The following is an 18,733-nucleotide window of genomic DNA, read 5'->3' as shown; positions in this document are numbered from 1 at the left end:
GATGGCCTCGACCCCCGAGCCGCCCCGCCCGGCGGCTCGGGGCGGTCGGCCAGGCGACCTCACCGGTCCCGTCTCAGTCGTCGTGGGCGATGAGCATGAGCTGCCGCCACAGCAGCACGACGAACACCGCGGAGCCGGCGAAGGCGAACCAGAAGGGCGCCGTGACGCCGAAGCGGGCGGCCAGGATGCCGCCGATCAGCGAGCCGACCACCAGACCGGCGTAGACGCAGACGGTGTTGACGCTGCCCACCCGGCCCTGGAGTTCGCTCGGGACCGCGCGCTGGCGGATGGTGACCGAGGTCGTGCCCCAGATGAACGCGTGCGCGCCGAAGGCCAGGAAGATGGCCCCGGCGACCCACGGCGAACGGGTCAGGGCCAGGCCCAGATGGGTGAACGTCTCGATGACGAGCCCGATCCGCATCAGGGCGCCGAGGCTCACGCTGCGGGTGATGACCCCGTACAGGCCGGTGCCGATCAGGCCGCCGATCCCGCCGACGGTGGTCATCAGGCCGAACCCCACGGCGCCGAGGCCGAGCCGTTCCCGGGTGTAGAGGACGAGAACCGACCAGGCCGCGCCGAACGTGAAGTTGAAGATCAGGATGGTGAGCGCCAGCGTGCGGACCGCGGCGTGCCGGAAGGTCCAGGTGAACCCGGCGACGAGTTCCCGTACGGTGCCGGGCCCGGAATCGCCGGCCCGCCGGCCGTGCGGCGGCAGCGTGATCCGGGAGACCATGACGATCCCCGCCAGCACCAGGAGCAGCTGGGCCGCGAACGGCCAGGTGAAGCCCAGGCCGAACAGCGCCGCGCCGATCGGCGGCCCGGCGAGCTGATTGAGCGTGATGAACCCCGTGCCCAGGCGGGCGTTGGCGATGACGAGATCGTCCTTGCCGACCATCATGGGCGTCAGCGTGGCCGTCGCACTGTCGGCGAACACCTCGGCGACGGAACGGAGCGTGAGCGCCACCAGCGCCGTCGCCACGGTCACGGTGCCGGTCACCATGAGCGCGACGAGCGCCGCCAGCACCACGGCCCGTGCCGCGTTCGCGACGAGCACGATCCCGCGCCGGTCGTGCCGGTCCGACAGCACTCCGGCGTACAGGCTGAACAGCAGCGGCGGCGCCCAGCTCACCAGGGCCGACAGGGAGATCATCAGCGGGTCGCGGGTCAACGTCGCGATCAGCAGCGGACCCGCGGCGGCCGCGACCCCGTCACCGAGATTCGTCAGCCAGCTCGAGGCCAGCAACCACCGGAACCCCGTCCCCAGCCGGGCGGGCAGGGCTCTTTCCACCACTGCGATCACGAACGCAGAACCATACGTTCCGCGGGAGCCCGTGGCAACGCGTTTTCACGGCCGCGCGCTCCGCCGTGAGGACGAGGGCATGGAGGGGATGCCGAGGCGGCGCCGGCGCGGCTTCGCGGCCACGGGCGGATGGGCCGCGCCGGGATCGATGGCGGCCCCGGTCCGCCCCGAGTCCCGTGGAGCCGGGACGGACCACGGCTCCGGTAAACACGTTGCGCGGCCTGGAACGGGCAGGGCATGCTGGGGCGATCGAGCGGCGGAGAGCGCTGCCTGGACTAAGGAGGGCTGACGGATGGCCATCACTGCGCTGCGGCATGTCCGCATCGGTCCCATCTCTCTGTTCAGGAGCACACCCGTTGTCTTCCGAGTACGAACTCTCTGACGCCTCCTTCGATGTCGACCCCCGCCGGTCCGAATCCACCGGTGAGGAATCCTGGCCGGATCCGGCCGCGGCCTTCGTCTTCACGTTCCATTCGGTGAGCGAGGAGCTGGGCCCGGACCAGCGATGGTCCACCTGGCTGGAGGTCGAGCGCGGTTGCCGCGGCCCGGAACCACGCCCCTCGTGGGTCGTGACGGAGCAGGCCGCGATCGACACCGAGCTCGGTGTCCTCAAAACCGGTAAGGAAGCCGATGTCTTCCTGCTCGAACGGGCCGTCGAGGCCATCGGCGACAATCCGGCGAAGTCCTCCCTACTGGCCGCGAAACGGTACCGCACCGAGGAGCACCGGTCCTTCCACCGCAGTACGTCGTACGTCGAGGGCCGCCGTACCCGCAACAGCCGCGACAGCCGGGCGATGGCGAAGAAGACCTCGCACGGCCGCGGTGTCGCGGCCGGTCAGTGGGCATACGCCGAATGGGACGCCCTCAACCGGCTGTGGAAGGCCGGCGTCCCGGTGCCGTATCCCGTGCAGGTGGACGGGACCGAGCTGCTGATGGAGTTCATCGACGACGGCGAGGGCGGCGCCGCGCCCCGGCTGGCCCAGGTCCGGCCGCCTGCGGAACTGCTCGGCGTGTACTTCGAGCAGCTCCGCGACGGCATGCGTGAGCTGGCCCGCGCGGGGCTCGCGCACGGCGACCTGTCGCCGTACAACGTCCTCGCGCAGGCCGAGCGGATCGTGATGATCGACCTGCCCCAGGTCGTCGACATCGTCGGCAACCCCAAGGGCATGGACTTCCTGATGCGCGACTGCCACAACATGGCCACGTGGTTCACGAACCGCGGGTTCGAGGTCGACGAACAGGAGCTGTTCGCCGACCTGCTCACAATGGCGCTCTGATCGCCCTCCGCCCGGCGACGCACTCCGGCGGCGACGGGTCCGCCCGGAGCCTCCGGAGGTGCGGCGAGGTGGATGACGCCCCGCCGGATCCGGCGGCGGCCACGTCAGCCGGGAGAACGACGAGATCCCGCCCGATCGAGCCGATCGGGCGGGATCTCGTCAACCACCTTCGGGCCGTTTCGAGAACGACCCCTTCGGTGGAGCTATGGGGATTCGAACCCCAGACCTCCTCCATGCCATGGAGGCGCGCTACCAGCTGCGCCATAGCCCCTCGCGGTGCAGATGAAATCTTAACCCACTTCGGACACCTCGCGTGCCATCCGGCCGGAGACGAGGGCGACCGCCGCGGAGACCACGGTGCCCACCGTGATGACGGCGAAGCACAGGACGTAGGCGTCCCGGGACGGCACGGCGGTCCCGGCGATGGTGACCGAGGTCAGGATCGCCGCCGTGACCGCCCCGGAGACACTGCCGCCGATCGCGCGGACCAGGGAGTTGATGCCGCTGGCGATGCCGCTCTCGCTCATCGGGACGTGCTGTACGGCCAGCGTCCCCAGCGCCGCGTAGGCGATCCCGAAACCCAGGCCCTGTAGCGCGTTGGAGCAGACCAGGTCGAGCACGGAGGAGTTGGAGAGGGTGAACCAGCCGAATCCGGCCGCGGTGAAGGCCGCGCCGAGGGCCAGGCAGTGGGCCGCCCCGAGCCGCGCGGACAGGCGGCCGGCCATGAAGGAGGCTCCGAGCATGGTCACCGTACTGGGCAGGGCGTAGACGCCGACGTCGAGGACCGACCCGCCGAAGCCGTACCCGGCCGCGGGCGGCGTCTGGACGAAGCTGGAGACCAGCGTGAAGAAACCGAACATCGCAAAGCCCAGCAGCAGCGAGGCGAGGTTGGCCTGCAGGGAGTGGCGCCCGGCGAGCAGGTGGAGCCGTACCATCGGCGCCCGTACCCGGAGCTGGCTGAAGACCCACACCGCGCACAGCGCCGCGGCACCCGCGAACAGGCCGAGGACGGGCCCCGAGGCCCACCCCCAGTCGTTGCCCTTGGAGATGCCCAGGAGCAGGCAGACGAGCCAGCAGGACAGCAGGACCGCGCCGATGACGTCGGGGCGGCCTCCGGCCCTGGCCCCGCCGTCGCGGGCGGTCAGCGCGATGAGCGCGATCGCGGCCGCCGCCAGGGCCGCGGTGATCCAGAAGACCGGGTGATGGCTGGTGGTGCGGTCGGCGATGACCCCGGTGACGATCATCCCCATGTTGCCGCCGACACCCATGGTGGCGCTGACCACGCCGATGGCCGTCATCACCCGGGTCCGCGGGAAGCTGTCCCTGATCATGCCGATGGCCAGCGGGATCACCGCCGCCGACGCGCCCTGCAGGGCGCGGCCGGCGATCAGCGCCGCGAGGGTTCCGGACAGGGCGCAGACGACCGACCCCAGGACGAGCAGGCCGACGGTGAAGAGGATCATCCGCTTCTTGCCATACATGTCCCCCATACGGGACAGCAGGGGCGTGGCGACCGCTCCGGCCAGCAGTGAGGCGGTGAAGACCCAGGTCACCTCGGCGACCGGCACCCCGAAGGAGACCATCAGGCGGGGCAGCAGCGGGATCACCACGGTCTGCTGGACGGAGACCACCATTCCGGCGATCGACAGGGCGAGCAGGGTCGGCCACAGCCGTCCGCTCCGCCGTTCGACGCCCGGCTCGACGACGACTGTTCCCGCCACGGTCCCCCCGTTTCCCGGCCCTTCGCAAAGGAATGGTAGATCGTAGCCGGAAGGCGCCCAACGGGTTTTCGTGCGATACCGGGAAACCGTGACAGAAGCCGTGTCAGCCCGTGACGGTGTGCATGGTCAGCTCGGCGCCGTCCTCCGACAGCTCCAGGGTGACGCCGGCCGAGCCGAGCTCGGAGGTGCGCGACAGGTGCGTGCCCCCGCAGGGGATGGAGACCTCCGCGCCGGGCAGGCCGCAGTGCCAGGTCCGGCGGGCGGTCAGCTCGGGGCCGGGGCTGTCGATCCGGACCGGGGCGTCCGCCGCGACCCACTCCTTGAGCAGGGCGTCCACCCGCTGGGCGATCTCCGGCAGCTCCGCGGCCAGTCCCTCGGCCGAGAACCCCCTGCGGCGCAGCGACTTGCCCAGGCGGTAGACGTCCACGCTGCCGTCCGGCACGATCCGCGAGGACGTGATGGCCGCCTGGTCGAAGTCGGGGTGGCCCAGCCCGTCGGCGGGGACCTCCTTGCGCCACCGTCCGGCCAGCGCCGCGTTGAGCGCGAGCGCGGCGAGATGGCAGGCGGTGTGCCCGGCCGACAGGGCCCGGCGGACCTCGGCGTCCACCGCCAGCTCGACCTCGGCGTCCGTCACCGGGTCGTCGGTCACGTGGACGACCAGCCAGCTCCAGCCGGGCGCGCCGCGGCGCACCGGGATGTCCGGGCCGAGGTGGACGGTCTCCTCGCCGTCCATCACGGCACCGGTCACGCAGTCGGCGACGGGCAGACCGCCGATCGTGCCGGTGTCCGCGGGCTGGTCGGGCCAGGTGTGGTCGAGGGGGTGGAACGGGGTCTCGGCCACGACCGTGCCGTGGCGCCCGTCCACCGGGAAGGTCGCCACGACCGCCGAGCGCCCCCTGACCTCGCCCCGCGGGAAGCTGACCGATGTCGATCCGCCGATGTCCATCCCCACATCATGCAGCATGCCGGTACGGCCCGCGCCGCCCCCGTCGGGGCGCGGGCCGTACCGGCGCGCACGGAGGAAGGTCAGCGGGACAGGACCCGCTCGTCCTCCAGGTAGCGGTCGCGGCCCGCGTACCAGCCGGCCGCCAGCTGCACCAGGACCACCGCGACCAGCAGCAGGTAGCTGGTCGTCCAGCCGCCGGTGGCCTCGTGCATCACGCCGACCAGCAGCGGCCCGGCGCCCGCGATGAGATATCCGGCGCTCTGCCCGAAGCCGGACAGCGCGGCGGTGGCCTCGGGGGTGCGGGTGCGCAGCGCGAGCATGGTCAGCGCCAGCGGGAAGGACCCCATGCCGATGGCGATGAGCACGGTGGACAGCCAGGCCAGGGCGGGCGGGGCGAGCCAGAGGGTGAGGAAGCCGGCCAGGTAGAAGACCACGAAGGCCGCCACCACGGGCCGCTGGTCGGCGAACCTGGTGGCCACCGCGGGCACGGCCATCGAGACCGGGATGCTGATCGCGGTGAAGACGCCCAGCAGCAGCCCGGCCTGCCCGGTGGTGTAGCCGCCGTCGATGAGGATCTTCGCCAGGAACCCGAACATGATGTAGGCCACCATGCTCTGGGTGCCGAAGTACGCGGCGACGGCCCAGGCGAGCCTGCTGCGCACCAGGGCCCGGGCGCCGAACGTCTTGCTGCCCGCGTGCCGCTCCGGCTCACTGCGCAACAGCGCAAGCCACGGAATGACGGCGACGGCGGCCAGCGCCGCCCACACTCCCAGCGCCACGTGCCAGTTGCCGTCGGCGGCCCGCTCGATCGGCACCGTCGCGGCGGCGGCGAGCATCGTGCCGACCGCGAGCGCTGTGGTGTAGACGGTTGTCATGGTCCCGGCCCTGCCGGGGAAGTGGCGCTTGATCAGGGTGGGGATGAGCACGTTGCCCACCGCGCCGCCCGACAGCGCCAGGGCACTGCTGACCAGGAAGATCCCCGCCGAGCCCACCACCGCGCGGACCAGCAGGCCCGTGCCGAGCACGACCAGGGCGGCCAGCAGCAGCCGGTGCTCGCCGACCCTCCTCGCCAGTGCCGGCGTCACCGCGCCGACCGTGGCGAAGATCAGTACGGGGAGGGTGGTGAGGAGGCCGATCCCGGCCCCGGACATGCCGAGTCCGGAGGAGATCTGGTCGAGAACCGGCCCCACGCTGGTGACGGCGGTGCGCAGGTTCAGGGCGGCGAGGATGATCCCCGCCACGAGCAACCAGGCCAAAGATCCTGACGATCCACCGGTGCGGCTGCGCGTCTCCTGGGTGAGCACGCTCATGCGGTTCCAGACCTCCGTCAGTCGAGTCGTCGAATCGTAGGATGATTGGCAGACTCAACTGTAACAGGGGCCAAACGGTGATTTGTTCCTGACCCGGGAAACCCGTGACAACGTGAAAACCGGGCCACCGCGCCTCTTACAGGGCGTGGCCCGGCTCTCCCCTCCTCCGAGGTCTCCGGCATCTCCGGCGCGGGACGGCGGGGCCCGCCGTACCGCGCTCCGGGAGATCGGCCTTTCCCGCTCCGGCCGCGTCAGATGACCGGACCGGGGGCGGGCGGCGGCTCCTCACCGAGCCGGCGGCCGGCCGGCGGCACCGGGCCGCCACCGGGCGGGGGAAGCGAGGGGCTCGGCGGGAAGTTCTGGCCGCCGACGGTGCCCGGCGGAACCGGCTCACCGAAGCCGCCGCCGACGTCGGTCACCCCGCCGGTGCCGGTCACGCCGCCGGGAACGCCGCCGACGCCCGCCTCCCTGTCCTGCGGGCCCGGCACGTCACCGCGCCAGGAACCGGTCTCGCCGCCGCGCGCCTCGATGAACGTCTTGAAGCGCTCCAGGTCGCCGCGGACGCGCGTGCGGACGATCTGCAGCCAGTCGCCCACCTTCTCGACGAGGCCCTCCGGGTCGTACTCCATCTGGAGCGTGACCTTGGTGGTCTCGGGACCCAGGTGGTGGAAGGTCACCACACCGGCCTGGTGGGGGCGGTCCAGCGACTTCCAGGCCACCCGCTCGTCGGGGTGCTGCTCGGTGATGTCCGCCTCGAACTCGCGGCGGACCCCGGCGATCTCGACGACCCACGCCGTACGGGTGTCCGTCAGCTGCTTGACCGACTCGACGCCTTCCATGAACTCGGGAAAGCTCTCGAACTGGGTCCACTGGTTGTAGGCCGTACGGATCGGCACGTTCACGTCGATCGACTGTTCGATCGTGCTCACAGTCCTGCCTCCCTTTTCGTGTACGGGGTGCAGACCTGCCCGATGCGGTACCGGTCTAACTAGCGGCGTCTCAAAAGCCAGTAAAGCCCCACGAACGGCAGGACCAGCGGGATGAACACGTAGCCGCTGCCGTAGCCGGACCAGACCGTGGCGCTCGGGAACGCCGCTGGGTCCGCCATGCTGAGCGTCCCCACCACGAGCACCCCGGCCAGCTCCACGCAGCACGCGGCCAGCGCCAGCCTGCGGTTCCCCCTGGCCAGCGCGATCGTGAGCACCAGGTAGACGGCGGCGGCGAAGGCCGACAGCGTGTAGGCCACCGGCGCCTCGGAGAACCGCGTCGCGATCTGCACGGCGGCGCGCGCGCCCGCGGCCAGTGTGAACAGCCCGTACACCGCGACCAGGGCGCGCCCCGGCCCGCTGCCGATCGCCGGCTCGCCCCCGCCGGTTCCGGCGCGGCGGCCGCCGTGCCGTTCCTCGCCTCGGTCGTGCCCGTCTCCCCCGGCCACCTGCTCCTCCCCCTCCGCCGCGCCGCTCACGCCGCGCCCTGCCAGAGCTGCAACAGCCGGCCGACCATGACGCAGACGGCGAAGCCGCCCACCGCGACCACGACCGCCCCCCAGCGCGAACGTTCGGCGAGCCCGAGGAACGCCGCCGCGGGCGGGATGACCAGGACCCCGATGAGATAGCCGACGAAGGTGGCCGTCTCCCCGATCTCCTGACCGCCCGCCAGCGCGGCGATCGCGAGCCCCGCCTGGACGAGCAGGGCGGTCTCCAGCACCGCCAGCGCGCCGAGCAGCACGGTCCCCATCGCGCGGCCCCGGGCGGCGGTGACGGCGCCCGCCACGACGATCAGCAGCGACAGCGCGATCAGCGCCGCCGCGAACGGGCCGATCACCGGATCATCACAGGGCCTGCGGACATGGTCATCAGCGTACTGCCCGCCCACCCCGCCCTCCGCGTCGGCGGCCTAGGCTTGGGCGGGTGGAGAGAATCCTGGTCAGCGCCTGTCTGATGGGGCGCCGGGTCCGCTACGACGGCGCCGCCAAGACGAGCGGTGACGCGCTGCTGGCCGCCTGGCGGAAGGAGGGGCGGCTCATCGCCTTCTGCCCCGAGGTGTCGGGCGGCCTGCCCGTTCCGCGGCCCGCCGCCGAGATCGAGGGCGGCGCCGGGGGCGAGGCCGTGCTGGACGGCCGCGCCCGGGTGCTGACCGCCGCCGGAGCCGACGTCACCGGGGCGTTCCTGGCGGGCGCGCACGCGGCGCTGGAGGCCGCCCGCGCGTCCGGCGTCAGGCTGGCGATCCTGAAGGAGGCGAGCCCCTCCTGCGGCAGCCTCGTCGTCCACGACGGCGCCTTCGGCGGCGGACGCGTGCCCGGCGACGGCGTCACCACCGCGTTGCTGCTGCGGCACGGCATCGCGGTCTACGGCGAGGACCGCATCGCCGAGGCGGGACTGCGGCTACGCGAGCTGGAGCGGCCGCACCCCTGACCTCACCCCGGAGGGCACGCCTCGCCGGACGGCATACGGTGGAGGCCGTTCCCGAAACCATCCGCAGGAAGCCGCCGTGACCGCCTCCCGTGCCACCTCCGACGCCGACGACGCCGCCGACGCCGCTGCGGCCCGGCCGCCGGCCGCCGCCTCGCAGGCGTCCTCCGGCCCGGAGGCCCCTCCCGCCCCCGCCCGGGGTGCCGCCCGCCTCCTGCTGTCGCCGTGGGCGCGTCTGGCGCTGCTCGTCCTGCTCCTCGGAGCGGCCGCCGGGGCGGTGCTGCTCTGGGAGCCCCAGCGGTCGCTCGCCTCCGGCGCGGGCGGCCTCACGTCCGGGATCTGGGCGGGTCCGGCCTTCGTGGCGGTCTACGCGCTGGGCACGTTCGCCTTCGTTCCCAAACCCGCGCTGAGCGCCGCCGCCGGCGCCCTGTTCGGCATCGCCTACGGCCTGCCCCTCGCCGTGGCGGGCACCACCGCGGGCGCGGTGACCGCCTTCGCCGCCGCCCGGCTGCTCGGCCGGGACGCCCTGCGGCCGCTGCTGCGGGGCCGGGTCCTGACCGCGCTCGACCGGCGGCTCACCCGCCACGGATTCGGCGGCGTGCTGGCGCTGCGCCTGCTGCCGGGGGTGCCGTTCGCCGCGGTCAACCTCGGCGCCGCCCTCTCCGGGGTGCGGCCGTGGCCGTTCGCCGCCGCGACGCTGCTGGGCACGGTGCCGGGCAACGCCGTCTACGTGATCGCCGGGGCGTCTGCCACCGCGCCCGCCTCCCCCGTGATGTGGATCGCCGGCGCCGGGTGCGCCGTCCTGCTGGGCGCCGTCCCCCTGTGGCGGGCCGTACGGCGCCGCACCGCGCGTTCCGCTCCGCCCGCCCCCTCGTGATCCGGGCCGGACGGCTTCACAATGGCGGGTGGAGTTTCGCTGGAAGGAGTAGGTGAATGACCGGCACCAGAGCCGATTTCCTGTCCACCGCCCGCTCGGCCGCCGATCTGCTGCGCGGCCCGGAGGTCGCCGCCGCCTGGAGCCGGCCGAGCGCGCTGCCGGAGTTCGGTGTGGCCGGTCTCGCGGGACACCTGGCCTACCAGATCCTGGCCGTCCCGCCGCTTCTGACCGGGCCGGTGCCGCGGGAGGAGACCATCGCCCTGCTGGAGCACTACACCCGGGTGGACTGGATCGGCGCGAGCCTCGACGACGACATCAACGTCCGTATCCGGCGAGGCGGCCGGGAGGTCTCGGCCGAAGGACACGCGGCGCTGGTGGCGCGCGTTGACGCGGCCCTCGCAGAACTGGACGGAGCCCTCGCCTCGGCGGAGAACCGGCCGGTGCGCATCTCGTTGTGGGGACCGTGGTCACTGACGCTCGACGACATGCTCATCACCCGGATGATGGAGCTCGCCGTCCACTCCGACGACCTGGCGGTCAGCGTGGGCGTGGCGACACCCGCGCTCCCGCCCGGCGCCGCCGACACGGTGATCGGCCTGCTGGCCCGCCTGGCCGTGCGCCGTCACGGCCCGACCGGCGTCCTGCGGGCGCTCAGCCGCGCCGAACGTGCCCCGGCCACCATCACCGCCTTCTGACCCGGTGACCCGGTCCGCCGCCGGCCCCATGGTCGCCGTGGCGGTCCGGGTGACGCTCGGCCGGGCATGCCCGGCCGAGCCCGGCGGCGACCTGATCAGCCGGGAAACGGCGAGATCCCGCCCGATCGAACCGATCGGACGGGATCTCGTCAGCACTTCCGGGCAGTTTCGGGAACCACCCTTCGGTGGAGCTATGGGGATTCGAACCCCAGACCTCCTCCATGCCATGGAGGCGCGCTACCAGCTGCGCCATAGCCCCTGGTCACCGCTCCGAGTGCTCTCGTCGCGGCGCTTGGGAAGCATATAGGGATCCGGCACGATCGCCTAATCGCCGCGGTACGGCCCGCACCCGGCGCGGCAGGGCGCGGGTCCGGGCGGCGGCGGGACGGCCGTCGCCGATGACGACGGCGAGTCCGTGGGGCCGTGGGGCCGTGGGGCCGTGTGGCCGTGTGGCCGTGTGGCCGTGGGGCCGTGTGGCACCGGCCGACGCCGGCGGGGCCGCGGGTGGCCGCGGGCCCGCGCGACGTCAGGACTGCGTCGCCTCGGGGCTGTCGTCGCTCTGCACCGGCTCGGGGAGGGTGCCGGCGTTGTGCTCCGTCAGGCGCCAGCCCTTGCGGCCCTCCTCCAGGACCGACCACGAGCAGTTGCCCAGACCGCCCAGGGCCGGCCACAACTCCTCCGGCAGGCCCATGAGCCGGGCGATGCCCAGGCGGATCGCCGCTCCATGGGAGGCGACCACCAGCAGCCCGTCCGGCGTCAGGCGATCCGCCCAGCGGCGGATCGCCGCCGACACCCGCTCGGCGACGTGGGTGACGGGCTCGCCGCCGGGCGCCTCCCAGTCGGCGAACTCCCGGGGCCAGCCGGCGGCGATCTCCGCGCGGGTCAGCCCCTCCCACTCGCCGCCGCCCCTCTCGCGGAGGTCCTTGTCCACCGCCACCTCGAGACGGGTGAGACGGCCGAGCGCCGAGGCGGTGTCGTACGCCCGCCGCAGGTCGGACGAGACGATCAGGGTGGGCCTGAGGGCGGCGAGCAGCGACGCGGCGCGGGCCGCCTGCGCCAGGCCCGTCTCGTCCAGCGCGATGTCCGTGTGCCCCTGGAAGCGCTTCTCGACGTTCCAGAGGGTCTGGCCGTGCCTCAGGCAGACGACACGGCGGCTCACTCAGATACCGCCCGGCGGGCGCGCTGGGCCGCGACCTGGGCCACGCTGTCCGGCAGGGAGATGGAGGGACAGTCCTTCCACAGGCGCTCGAGCGCGTAGAAGGTGCGGTCCTCCTCGTGCTGGACGTGCACGACGATGTCGATGTAGTCGAGGAGGACCCAGCGGCCCTCACGCTCGCCCTCCCGGCGGACGGGCTTGGCGTCGGCCTGGAGCCGCAGCCTCTCCTCGATCTCGTCGACGATGGCGCGGACCTGGCGGTCGTTGGAGGCGGAGCACAGCAGGAACGCGTCGGTGATGACGAGCTGGTCGCTCACGTCGTAGGCGAGGATGTCGTCGGCCAGCTTGTCGGCGGCGGCCTCTGCGGCGATCCTGATGAGCTGGACGGATCTGTCGGTTGCGGTCACGTGTCGGTCAGTCCTCCTGTAGTCGGCACCGTCGGCTTCCAAGGGTGCCCCATCAGAGTGGTTCCCGGAAACCACCGGAGCGCGGCGCCTAACGGTGTTACCACCCCATTACAACGCCTGTCGTGTGCCAGCCGATTCCACACCGTGGACTCCCGCCGCCCGCCGGGCGGGCGTCCGCGGGAGAGCCGCGGCGGGTGACCTCGCGGGCCGTGGGGAGACCGTGGAGCCCTCCGGCGTCGCGGGACACCCGCCGGGGGCGTGCCGGCGGGCGGCCGTACCGGCGAAAACGTCAGCCGGGGCGGTGGTGGAGGAACTCCCCGGCGATGGCCGGGAGCGCGCGCGGCTCCGCATCGTGCAGCGCGCTCAGGGCGGCCGTCCAGGCCGGTCCGCTCAGCACTCGCGCCAGCAGCCGCCGGGCCCGGGGCGGCTCGACGGTCCTCGCCAGGGCCATCAGGATCTGCGCCCGCCGGTCCTCGTCCTCGATCCCGAGGGCCAGCTCCTCGATCCTGTCCGCCAGGCCACCCGCGGCGGACGGCCCCGCGCCGTCCGCGACGGCCCGCAGCACCTCCACGAAGGCCGGGAGCTGCCGGTCCGGATGGGTGATGCGGGCGGGGAACTGGGACTCCAGCCGCCTGACCATCTCCGCGACCATCCCCCCGCCGTCCCCGCCGTCCCCGCCGCCCGGGTCCGCCCTGAGCAGGACCGTGAACGCGTGAGCCATGTGGTCGGCCGTGGGGATCTCCTTCGCGGCGACCTCGAACGCGGCGGCCACGTCCCCACGCTCGGAGAGCGCCCTCACCACGGCGACGTAAGCGTGCGCCCTGGAGGACGGCGCCACCATCTTCCGGACCATGGCCAGGGCTTTCCTCACCTCTCCCCGGGCGACGAGCGCGGCCGCCACGTCGGCCAGCGCGCCCTCCCGCTTCTCGGGAGACGGGATGCCGCGAGCCAGGCGCTCCGCGTGACCCGGCCGGCCGGCGCCGGCGAGCGCCCTCACCAGGGAGGCCAGCAGCCTGGTCCTCCTGCCCTCGTCCGGGACCCGCCGGATCAGCTTCTCGACCTCCTTCAGCGGTTCGCGGTCGATGCCTCCCCCGCCCGCCGTGGCCACGGCGAGCAGCGCGTTCGCGCGGTGGTCCGCCGCCGTCAGCCCACGCGCCAGAACCGTGGCCCGGCGGAGCGCCCCACGGGCGGCCATGGTCTGGACCAGGCCGACCCTGACCTGGTCACGCCGGTCCGCGTGGGGGATCCTCCGCGCCACGGCGACGGCCCGTTTCACGTCGGGGATCTCCCTCACCACCAGGGCCAGCGCATGTGCCCGGAGGTCCGCGCTCGACAGCGACAGCGCCAGCTCCTCAGCCCGGTCGAACTCCCCACGGGCGGCGAGCGCCCCGGCGACCCACGCCAGCGCCCTGTCCCGGTCCTCGGCGCCGGAGATCCGCTCACGGGCCACGGACTCGGCCCGTGCCACGTCCCGGCCGGCGAGCAGCCTCACCAGGCCGGTCAGCACCCTCGTCCTGACGGCCGGCTCGGGGATCGCGAGGGCCAACTCCTCGGCCCGGTCGAGGTCCCCGCCCGCCGCGACCGCGTCCGCGACGGCGGCCGGCACCTGTGCCCAGGGGGTGGACGGCGCCCGCGTACGAGCCAGTGTCTCCGCCTGCTCGGCCAGTTCGCGCGCCCGGCCGGGATCCGGCGTCGCCCCGGCCGCCGCGGCGAGCGCCCGGACGCGGTGGTGGGGGCTGTCCATCGCCGAGGCCACGGTCTCGGCCCTGGGATCCGCGCACGCGCCGAACGCCTCGGCCACGGCGACCATCGCCCGGATGCGTCGTCCCCGGGTGGCGACGCCGCGGGTCAGCGCCTCGGCCTCCTCCGCCAGGTCCGCCGCCCACGGCCTGTCGCCCCGCCCGGCGACCTCCTTCGCCAGGGCGCAGAGCGCGTGCGCGCGCCGGAAGTCGAGGGGAATGGCGTCCACCAGCTCCTGGGCGCGTTCCGGATCGCCGTCGGCGCCGACCGCGCCGGCCAGCGCGGCCAGCGCGGACGACCGCGGGTAGGGAGGCAGGCGGTCCGCCAGGGCCACGGCCCGTGCGACGTCGCCGCAGCGGGCGATGGCCGTCACCAGCGCGCCCAGGGCCCGATCCTGACCGCGTTCGCGGAGGATCGTCTCGGCCGCCTCCTCGGCCTCCTTCATGACGGCCGGGATCCGATCGCGGTCGCCTCCGGCGAGCGCCCTCAGGACGGCGCTCAGCGCCGGCACCCGCTGGCCCATGCGCGGGATCCGGTGGACGAGGACCTCGGCCCGCGCCACGTCGCCGCATTCGGCGGCGGCCCTCACCAGGGTGACCACCGCCTGTGCCTGCGTGTCCGGATCCGTGACGGACGGGATCAGCCGCTCCGCCTCGTCGAGGAGCCCGGCCGACCGGCTCGCCCGCGCCACCGCGGCCAGCGCCCAGATCCGCCGGTCCGTCTCCTCGATGGACCGGGCCAGGGTCTCCGCGGCGCCCGGCTCGCCCGCCTCCGCCATCGCCTTCACGACGGCGGCCAGGGCCCATGACCGCTGTTCCACCCGGTCGATGGAGCGCGCCAGGGTCTCCGCGGCGCCCGGCTCGCCCGCCTCGGCCATCGCCTTCGCGACGGCCGCCAGGATCTTGGCGCGCGCGTCCGCGTCCACGACGGAGCGGGCCAGCCTGACCGCCCGGCCGGACTCGCCGAGCCTGACCCACAGGACGGGCAGTTCCACCGGCGGCGGCAAGGTGGCCACGCTGAGCCGGTCGCGGGCGACGGCCAGGCGCGCCAGGGTGAGCAGGTCGGGTTCGGCCTCGCCGAGGACGGCCCGCTGGGCGGCGGTGATCTCGCGGACGGCGGCCGACCCGCCGCCCACGAGGCCGCGCATCCGCTCGTGGCGGGCGTGGTCGAGCGCGTGGTCCACCAGGCGCGCGCGGTCGGTCAGGAGCCGGCCGTAGGAGAGGAGGAGGTAGGCGGGCGTGTCCTCGGGCCAGCCCCGCGCGCGGTGGGAGTCGGCCCATTCGTGGATCCGCTTCCGATGTTCGCCGAGGCCGGGGGCGAGGTACTCCTCGGCCATCCGGTACAGCGTCTCGTGGGCGTACAGGTAGCCGTCGTCGGTCCGGGTGAGGATCCGGTTGCCGAGCCGGCGCTCGACCTCGTAGCGCGGCAGACCCGTCAGCGCGGCGAGATCGTCCCGCGTGAGCGCGCCCTGGGCCGCGGCGACGAAACCCAGCAGCTCGCCGTTCTGCGGAACCCCGATCAACCAGTGGAAATCGTTCTTGGCCTCGATCTCCACGTGTGTGGCGTGCGCGTTCGGGGTCAGCTCCCGTACACGGCAGGTGCGGAGCGGATGGCCGGACGGCACGTCGTCGGGTACGCCGGGGTGGGGCCGGCCGGTGACGAGCACCCGGGCCCCCTCCGGCGGATGGTGGGGCAGCAGGGCGGCGATGCTGCGGTCCGTCCCCTCGTCCTCGTCCAGCCCGTCCACCAGCAGGAGCAGGCGCTCCCCGTCCTCCCGGCAGCGGCGTGCCGCCTCCTCCAGGAGATCGTCCAGATGGGCCGTCTCGCCCGGCGTCCCCGTGACGGCCTCCAGCTGCCTGCTCACGGCCTGGAGGAAGGCGTCGGCGTCGGCGTGATCGGAGACGAAGAAGGCGACGACCCGCACCCCCGGCGGAGGGGCCAGGGCGAAGGAGGCGGCCAGCGCGGTCTTGCCCGACCACGGGCGTCCCCGCACCCACAGGTACGGCTCCTCGCCCCGGCAGAAGGCGGCCAGCTCCGCCAGGTCCCCGTCACGGTCCCGGAGCCCTCCGGCGGGGGCCAGGTGACGCATCCGGGCCAGGTAGTCGTTGGTTTCCCGCCGGGGCGGCGGGTTGACGACGACGGCCCCGGCGCAGCCGATCTCCGCCTGCCGCTCCGGCGTCAGCGCCGACGCCCAGTCGACACGCAGAGCGGTCAGGTGCCCGGCTCCCTCGCGGAGGTGATGTTCGGAGATGACGCCGACGAGCCTGTCTCCGACGAAGAGGGCGGCCCCCGACATGCCCTGCCAGGGGGATTCGGTCCGGTCCTCGGCCGGCGGGCGGTCGACGGCGACGCCCAGGGTGCCTCCGTACCGGTTCTCCAGCGGCAGGACGACACCGGTCACCTGAGCGCTGTCCCGCACCGTGTCACGGTGCTTCCACAGGGGGAAGCCGACCGCCTGGCAGCGCAGCTCGGTGGTGCCGCCGGGGTCCACCAGTCCGTAGCGCACCGGCGGGAGAGCGCCCTCCGAGGGGACGCGGAGGGCGGCGAGGTCGCCTTCCGTCCACAGCGGCGTCGCGGGCAGTTTGCGTGTCCGGTCCGCGGTGAAACGCACGTGTATGTCCCGCGCGTTCTCGATCACGTGGGCGGCGGTCAGGACCACCTCGGAGGTCACGCGGTAGCCCGAGCCGTACCGTTTCTTCTCGTTCGGCAGGTCGACGATGACCTGCCCGGCGCGTTCGCCGTTCAGTCCTCGCCCTCCTGTCCGTAGCCGCCGATGTACGGTGACCCGCCCTCCGACTCGGGGGTGAGGGTGAGCTTCACCCGGTGGGTCTGCACGTCGACCGCCTTGGCGTCCGCGCCGGTCTCCACGACCCAGAACCTGACCTTGCCGTTCAGCGCGGCCTCATGGGTGACCGCCATCGTCATCTCCAGCTCGATGGGCCCCACCCCGAACCTCAGCCGCTCGCCCCCGGCCGATTCCATCGACTTCGTCAGCTCGGCACGCAGTTCCTTGATGACGGCCGACAATTCGAGCACGGACCCTCCAAGAGCAGGCTAATTTCGTGTGATTATGTCAGTGAATCTACGGCGTAATCTATATAGAGGTAAGTATCGTGGCGAAGCGGAATAGCCAGATAGCCGTCGTCTGGCCGGAGCCGATGTCCCCGACACGGACTAACACCCTCACGGTCGACCTCCCCCCCGATCCCGGCGACCACGTCGCCGCCGTCATCGAAGCGTGGACCGGCCGGGGCCTGACGATCGCCGACCGGCGCTCCAGGATGTCGTTCGTCGCCGGAGACGACCCGGATGTCATCCCCTACTACGCGGCCGTCTGCGGCCTGGTGGGCCGATGGGTCGAGGCACAGGTCAGAGGGGTTCCGCTCGACCTCGGACGGACCTACGACGAGGGCCGCGGGCTGACCGACGCGGGCCGGCCGGCGGAGATACCGACCTGGGCCCAGGTCGGCGGGGATGATCCCGGTCACCTGCCGCACGTGCCCTTCGATCCGGAAACACGACTCAGCCCGGAGGACGTGTCGCTCATCCGCCACGCGTACCGGTTGCGCATGGTCCCACCCGGCCGGGTCAAGCCCGCTCTCCTGTGTTTCGCGCTCGTGTCCGGAATCCGGCATCTCGGACGGGAACGCCTCCCCTTTCTTTCAACCGGCCGTGAACCGGAGCCACTGCGCAAGGATTCCCCCGGCCAGGGAGTCGACCTCCACCGGATCCGGAGTGGCGCCGGCACGCACCGAAGGCTCCGTCAGCGGCACGCGTACGAGGTCGTCGAGCCCGTCGCCGACCTGACGACCTACCAGAAGCTGGCGCGGGCGAACGCCACGCCGATCGAGACGGTCCTGTCCCGGCTGGGGTGCTCCGCCGCCGCCGACGATCCCACCCGATGGAGCTGCCCCCGGCCCGGCAGGCACCCGTTCAAGGACGCCAGGCCGTCGTTGGAGATCCGGCGGAACCAGGCTCGATGCGGGTTCTGCGGCGACAGGGTACGGCTGACCCCGACGCAGTTGGTGGCGGACACGCTGCGGATCACCCCCGACGAGGCCGCCTCGTTCATCGTCGACCTGAAGTGCGTCACAGGCCGTCCCGCCCTCGGTTACCGCCAGCCGAACCTGGCCGCTCCACCGCGCCGCGGCACCCTCGTCACCGCGTACGTCTCCGCCAGCAAACCGGACCGGTTCGACTGCGTGTTCCACGACGCGGGGGTCGGGTACTCGCGCAAGGCGGTGATCTGGCGCCCTGACACGGCCAACCTCCCGGAGGGGGTCGTTCCGGTGCGACTGCGGCCGGGAGACGTCGTCACCGCCCTCACCGTGGAGTTCCAACCGGCCACGGCCGGTGGACCGGGCCGGTGGCTGCTCTCCATCACCGCCTCCGAGCTGGCGGAACGGGCGATGGCGTCCCAGGTACAGGAGATCATCGACGGCAGGGCCGTCGTGACGGCCGTCGAGCGGGTCATGGGAGCCCGCACCAAGGTGGTGGTGGCCCCGACGAAGCCGCACCTGGACGCGGTGGGCGCGTGCGTGGGTGTCGAGAACACCCACGTCGACGCCGCGCAACGCCTCCTGAACAGACCCGCCCGCACCGAGCGGATGGAGATCATCGCCTACTCCAGCGACCTGCGCACCTACCTCGCCAACGCCCTGCACCCCGCCGAGATCGTCGACATGCGCGTCAATGACGACAACGCGGTCGTGGCCGTGACGCCGCAGCAGTTCCGCAACGCCGTCGGGGAGGGAGGCCTCAACGCGCAGCTGGCCGGATGGCTGACCAACAGGTACGTCGAGGTCGTCGTGGCGGGCACCGACCTGGACGCCGCCCTCGCCGCCCTGGAGGAACGCAGGAGGCCGAAGGATCTCCCGGAGACGTGAGCGACCC

At 73.2% G+C, this 18,733-nt stretch carries 16 protein-coding genes and 2 tRNA genes; 5 read left to right on the top strand and 13 right to left on the bottom strand.

Annotated features, from left to right (window positions below; genetic code table 11):
• Nucleotides 1–73: 73 nt before the first annotated feature.
• A complete protein-coding gene (locus AB0D67_RS20290) occupies nt 74–1,300 on the bottom strand; it encodes an MFS transporter (RefSeq protein WP_362937556.1) in 1,227 nt (408 codons plus the stop codon).
• 476 nt (nt 1,301–1,776) lie between these two features.
• Here AB0D67_RS20290 and AB0D67_RS20285 point away from each other — a divergent pair, with 476 nt between their 5' ends.
• Nucleotides 1,777–2,577, top strand: coding sequence for an RIO1 family regulatory kinase/ATPase (locus AB0D67_RS20285; RefSeq protein ID WP_362937553.1), 801 nt, complete (start codon nt 1,777–1,779; stop codon nt 2,575–2,577).
• Between the two features lie 198 nt (nt 2,578–2,775).
• On the opposite strand, the gene AB0D67_RS20280 is transcribed toward AB0D67_RS20285, so the two are convergent.
• The 7 genes from AB0D67_RS20280 to AB0D67_RS20250 all read right to left on the bottom strand — a co-directional run bounded on the left by AB0D67_RS20280 (nt 2,776) and on the right by AB0D67_RS20250 (nt 8,378).
• Nucleotides 2,776–2,848, bottom strand: a tRNA-Ala gene (locus AB0D67_RS20280).
• Nucleotides 2,849–2,867: 19 nt separating this feature from the next.
• Entirely contained in the window at nt 2,868–4,298 is a 1,431-nt protein-coding gene (locus AB0D67_RS20275) for an MFS transporter (RefSeq protein ID WP_362937550.1), read from the bottom strand.
• Nucleotides 4,299–4,401: 103 nt separating this feature from the next.
• On the bottom strand, nt 4,402–5,262 hold the full coding sequence (locus tag AB0D67_RS20270) for a metal-dependent hydrolase (protein WP_362937547.1): 861 nt from the start codon (nt 5,260–5,262) through the stop codon (nt 4,402–4,404).
• 62 nt (nt 5,263–5,324) lie between these two features.
• Nucleotides 5,325–6,554, bottom strand: coding sequence for an MFS transporter (locus AB0D67_RS20265; RefSeq protein WP_362937544.1), 1,230 nt, complete (start codon nt 6,552–6,554; stop codon nt 5,325–5,327).
• A gap of 251 nt (nt 6,555–6,805) precedes the next feature.
• A complete protein-coding gene (locus tag AB0D67_RS20260; protein ID WP_362937540.1) occupies nt 6,806–7,483 on the bottom strand; it encodes an SRPBCC family protein in 678 nt (225 codons plus the stop codon).
• A gap of 59 nt (nt 7,484–7,542) precedes the next feature.
• The gene (locus AB0D67_RS20255) at nt 7,543–7,908 is read right to left on the bottom strand and encodes a hypothetical protein (RefSeq protein ID WP_362937733.1); all 366 of its coding nucleotides are present in this window, start codon (nt 7,906–7,908) and stop codon (nt 7,543–7,545) included.
• A gap of 107 nt (nt 7,909–8,015) precedes the next feature.
• Complete coding sequence (locus tag AB0D67_RS20250; protein WP_362937537.1) at nt 8,016–8,378, bottom strand: hypothetical protein; 363 nt, start codon at nt 8,376–8,378, stop codon at nt 8,016–8,018.
• Between the two features lie 86 nt (nt 8,379–8,464).
• Here AB0D67_RS20250 and AB0D67_RS20245 point away from each other — a divergent pair, with 86 nt between their 5' ends.
• The 3 genes from AB0D67_RS20245 (at nt 8,465) to AB0D67_RS20235 (ending at nt 10,537) form a co-directional block, all read left to right on the top strand.
• Entirely contained in the window at nt 8,465–8,968 is a 504-nt protein-coding gene (locus AB0D67_RS20245) for a DUF523 domain-containing protein (protein ID WP_362937534.1), read from the top strand.
• Nucleotides 8,969–9,044: 76 nt separating this feature from the next.
• Nucleotides 9,045–9,842 (top strand): TVP38/TMEM64 family protein, encoded by a 798-nt coding sequence (locus AB0D67_RS20240; protein WP_362937531.1) that lies wholly within the window; start codon nt 9,045–9,047, stop codon nt 9,840–9,842.
• A 56-nt stretch (nt 9,843–9,898) separates the two neighbouring features.
• Nucleotides 9,899–10,537 (top strand): maleylpyruvate isomerase N-terminal domain-containing protein, encoded by a 639-nt coding sequence (locus AB0D67_RS20235; protein WP_362937528.1) that lies wholly within the window; start codon nt 9,899–9,901, stop codon nt 10,535–10,537.
• A gap of 186 nt (nt 10,538–10,723) precedes the next feature.
• Here AB0D67_RS20235 and AB0D67_RS20230 read toward each other — a convergent pair.
• The 5 genes from AB0D67_RS20230 to AB0D67_RS20210 all read right to left on the bottom strand — a co-directional run bounded on the left by AB0D67_RS20230 (nt 10,724) and on the right by AB0D67_RS20210 (nt 16,876).
• A tRNA-Ala gene (locus AB0D67_RS20230) sits at nt 10,724–10,796 on the bottom strand.
• A gap of 267 nt (nt 10,797–11,063) precedes the next feature.
• The gene (locus tag AB0D67_RS20225; RefSeq protein WP_362937524.1) at nt 11,064–11,696 is read right to left on the bottom strand and encodes a histidine phosphatase family protein; all 633 of its coding nucleotides are present in this window, start codon (nt 11,694–11,696) and stop codon (nt 11,064–11,066) included.
• Nucleotides 11,693–12,100 (bottom strand): ribosome silencing factor, encoded by a 408-nt coding sequence (gene rsfS, locus AB0D67_RS20220; protein ID WP_362937521.1) that lies wholly within the window; start codon nt 12,098–12,100, stop codon nt 11,693–11,695. The genes AB0D67_RS20225 and rsfS overlap by 4 nt, the downstream gene beginning before the upstream one ends.
• 289 nt (nt 12,101–12,389) lie before the next feature.
• Nucleotides 12,390–16,550, bottom strand: coding sequence for a trypsin-like peptidase domain-containing protein (locus tag AB0D67_RS20215; protein ID WP_362937730.1), 4,161 nt, complete (start codon nt 16,548–16,550; stop codon nt 12,390–12,392).
• Nucleotides 16,551–16,582: 32 nt separating this feature from the next.
• A complete protein-coding gene (locus AB0D67_RS20210) occupies nt 16,583–16,876 on the bottom strand; it encodes a trypco2 family protein (protein WP_362937518.1) in 294 nt (97 codons plus the stop codon).
• A 77-nt stretch (nt 16,877–16,953) separates the two neighbouring features.
• Between AB0D67_RS20210 and AB0D67_RS20205 the strand changes: the two genes are divergently transcribed.
• The gene (locus AB0D67_RS20205; protein WP_362937515.1) at nt 16,954–18,726 is read left to right on the top strand and encodes a hypothetical protein; all 1,773 of its coding nucleotides are present in this window, start codon (nt 16,954–16,956) and stop codon (nt 18,724–18,726) included.
• Nucleotides 18,727–18,733 lie beyond the last annotated feature (7 nt).

Origin of the sequence: Streptosporangium sp. NPDC048047 (assembly GCF_040653115.1) — a bacterium.
Taxonomy (GTDB): domain Bacteria; phylum Actinomycetota; class Actinomycetes; order Streptosporangiales; family Streptosporangiaceae; genus Streptosporangium.
Note: the sequence above shows the minus strand (reverse complement) of the source record. Positions and strands in the feature narration are given on the sequence as shown.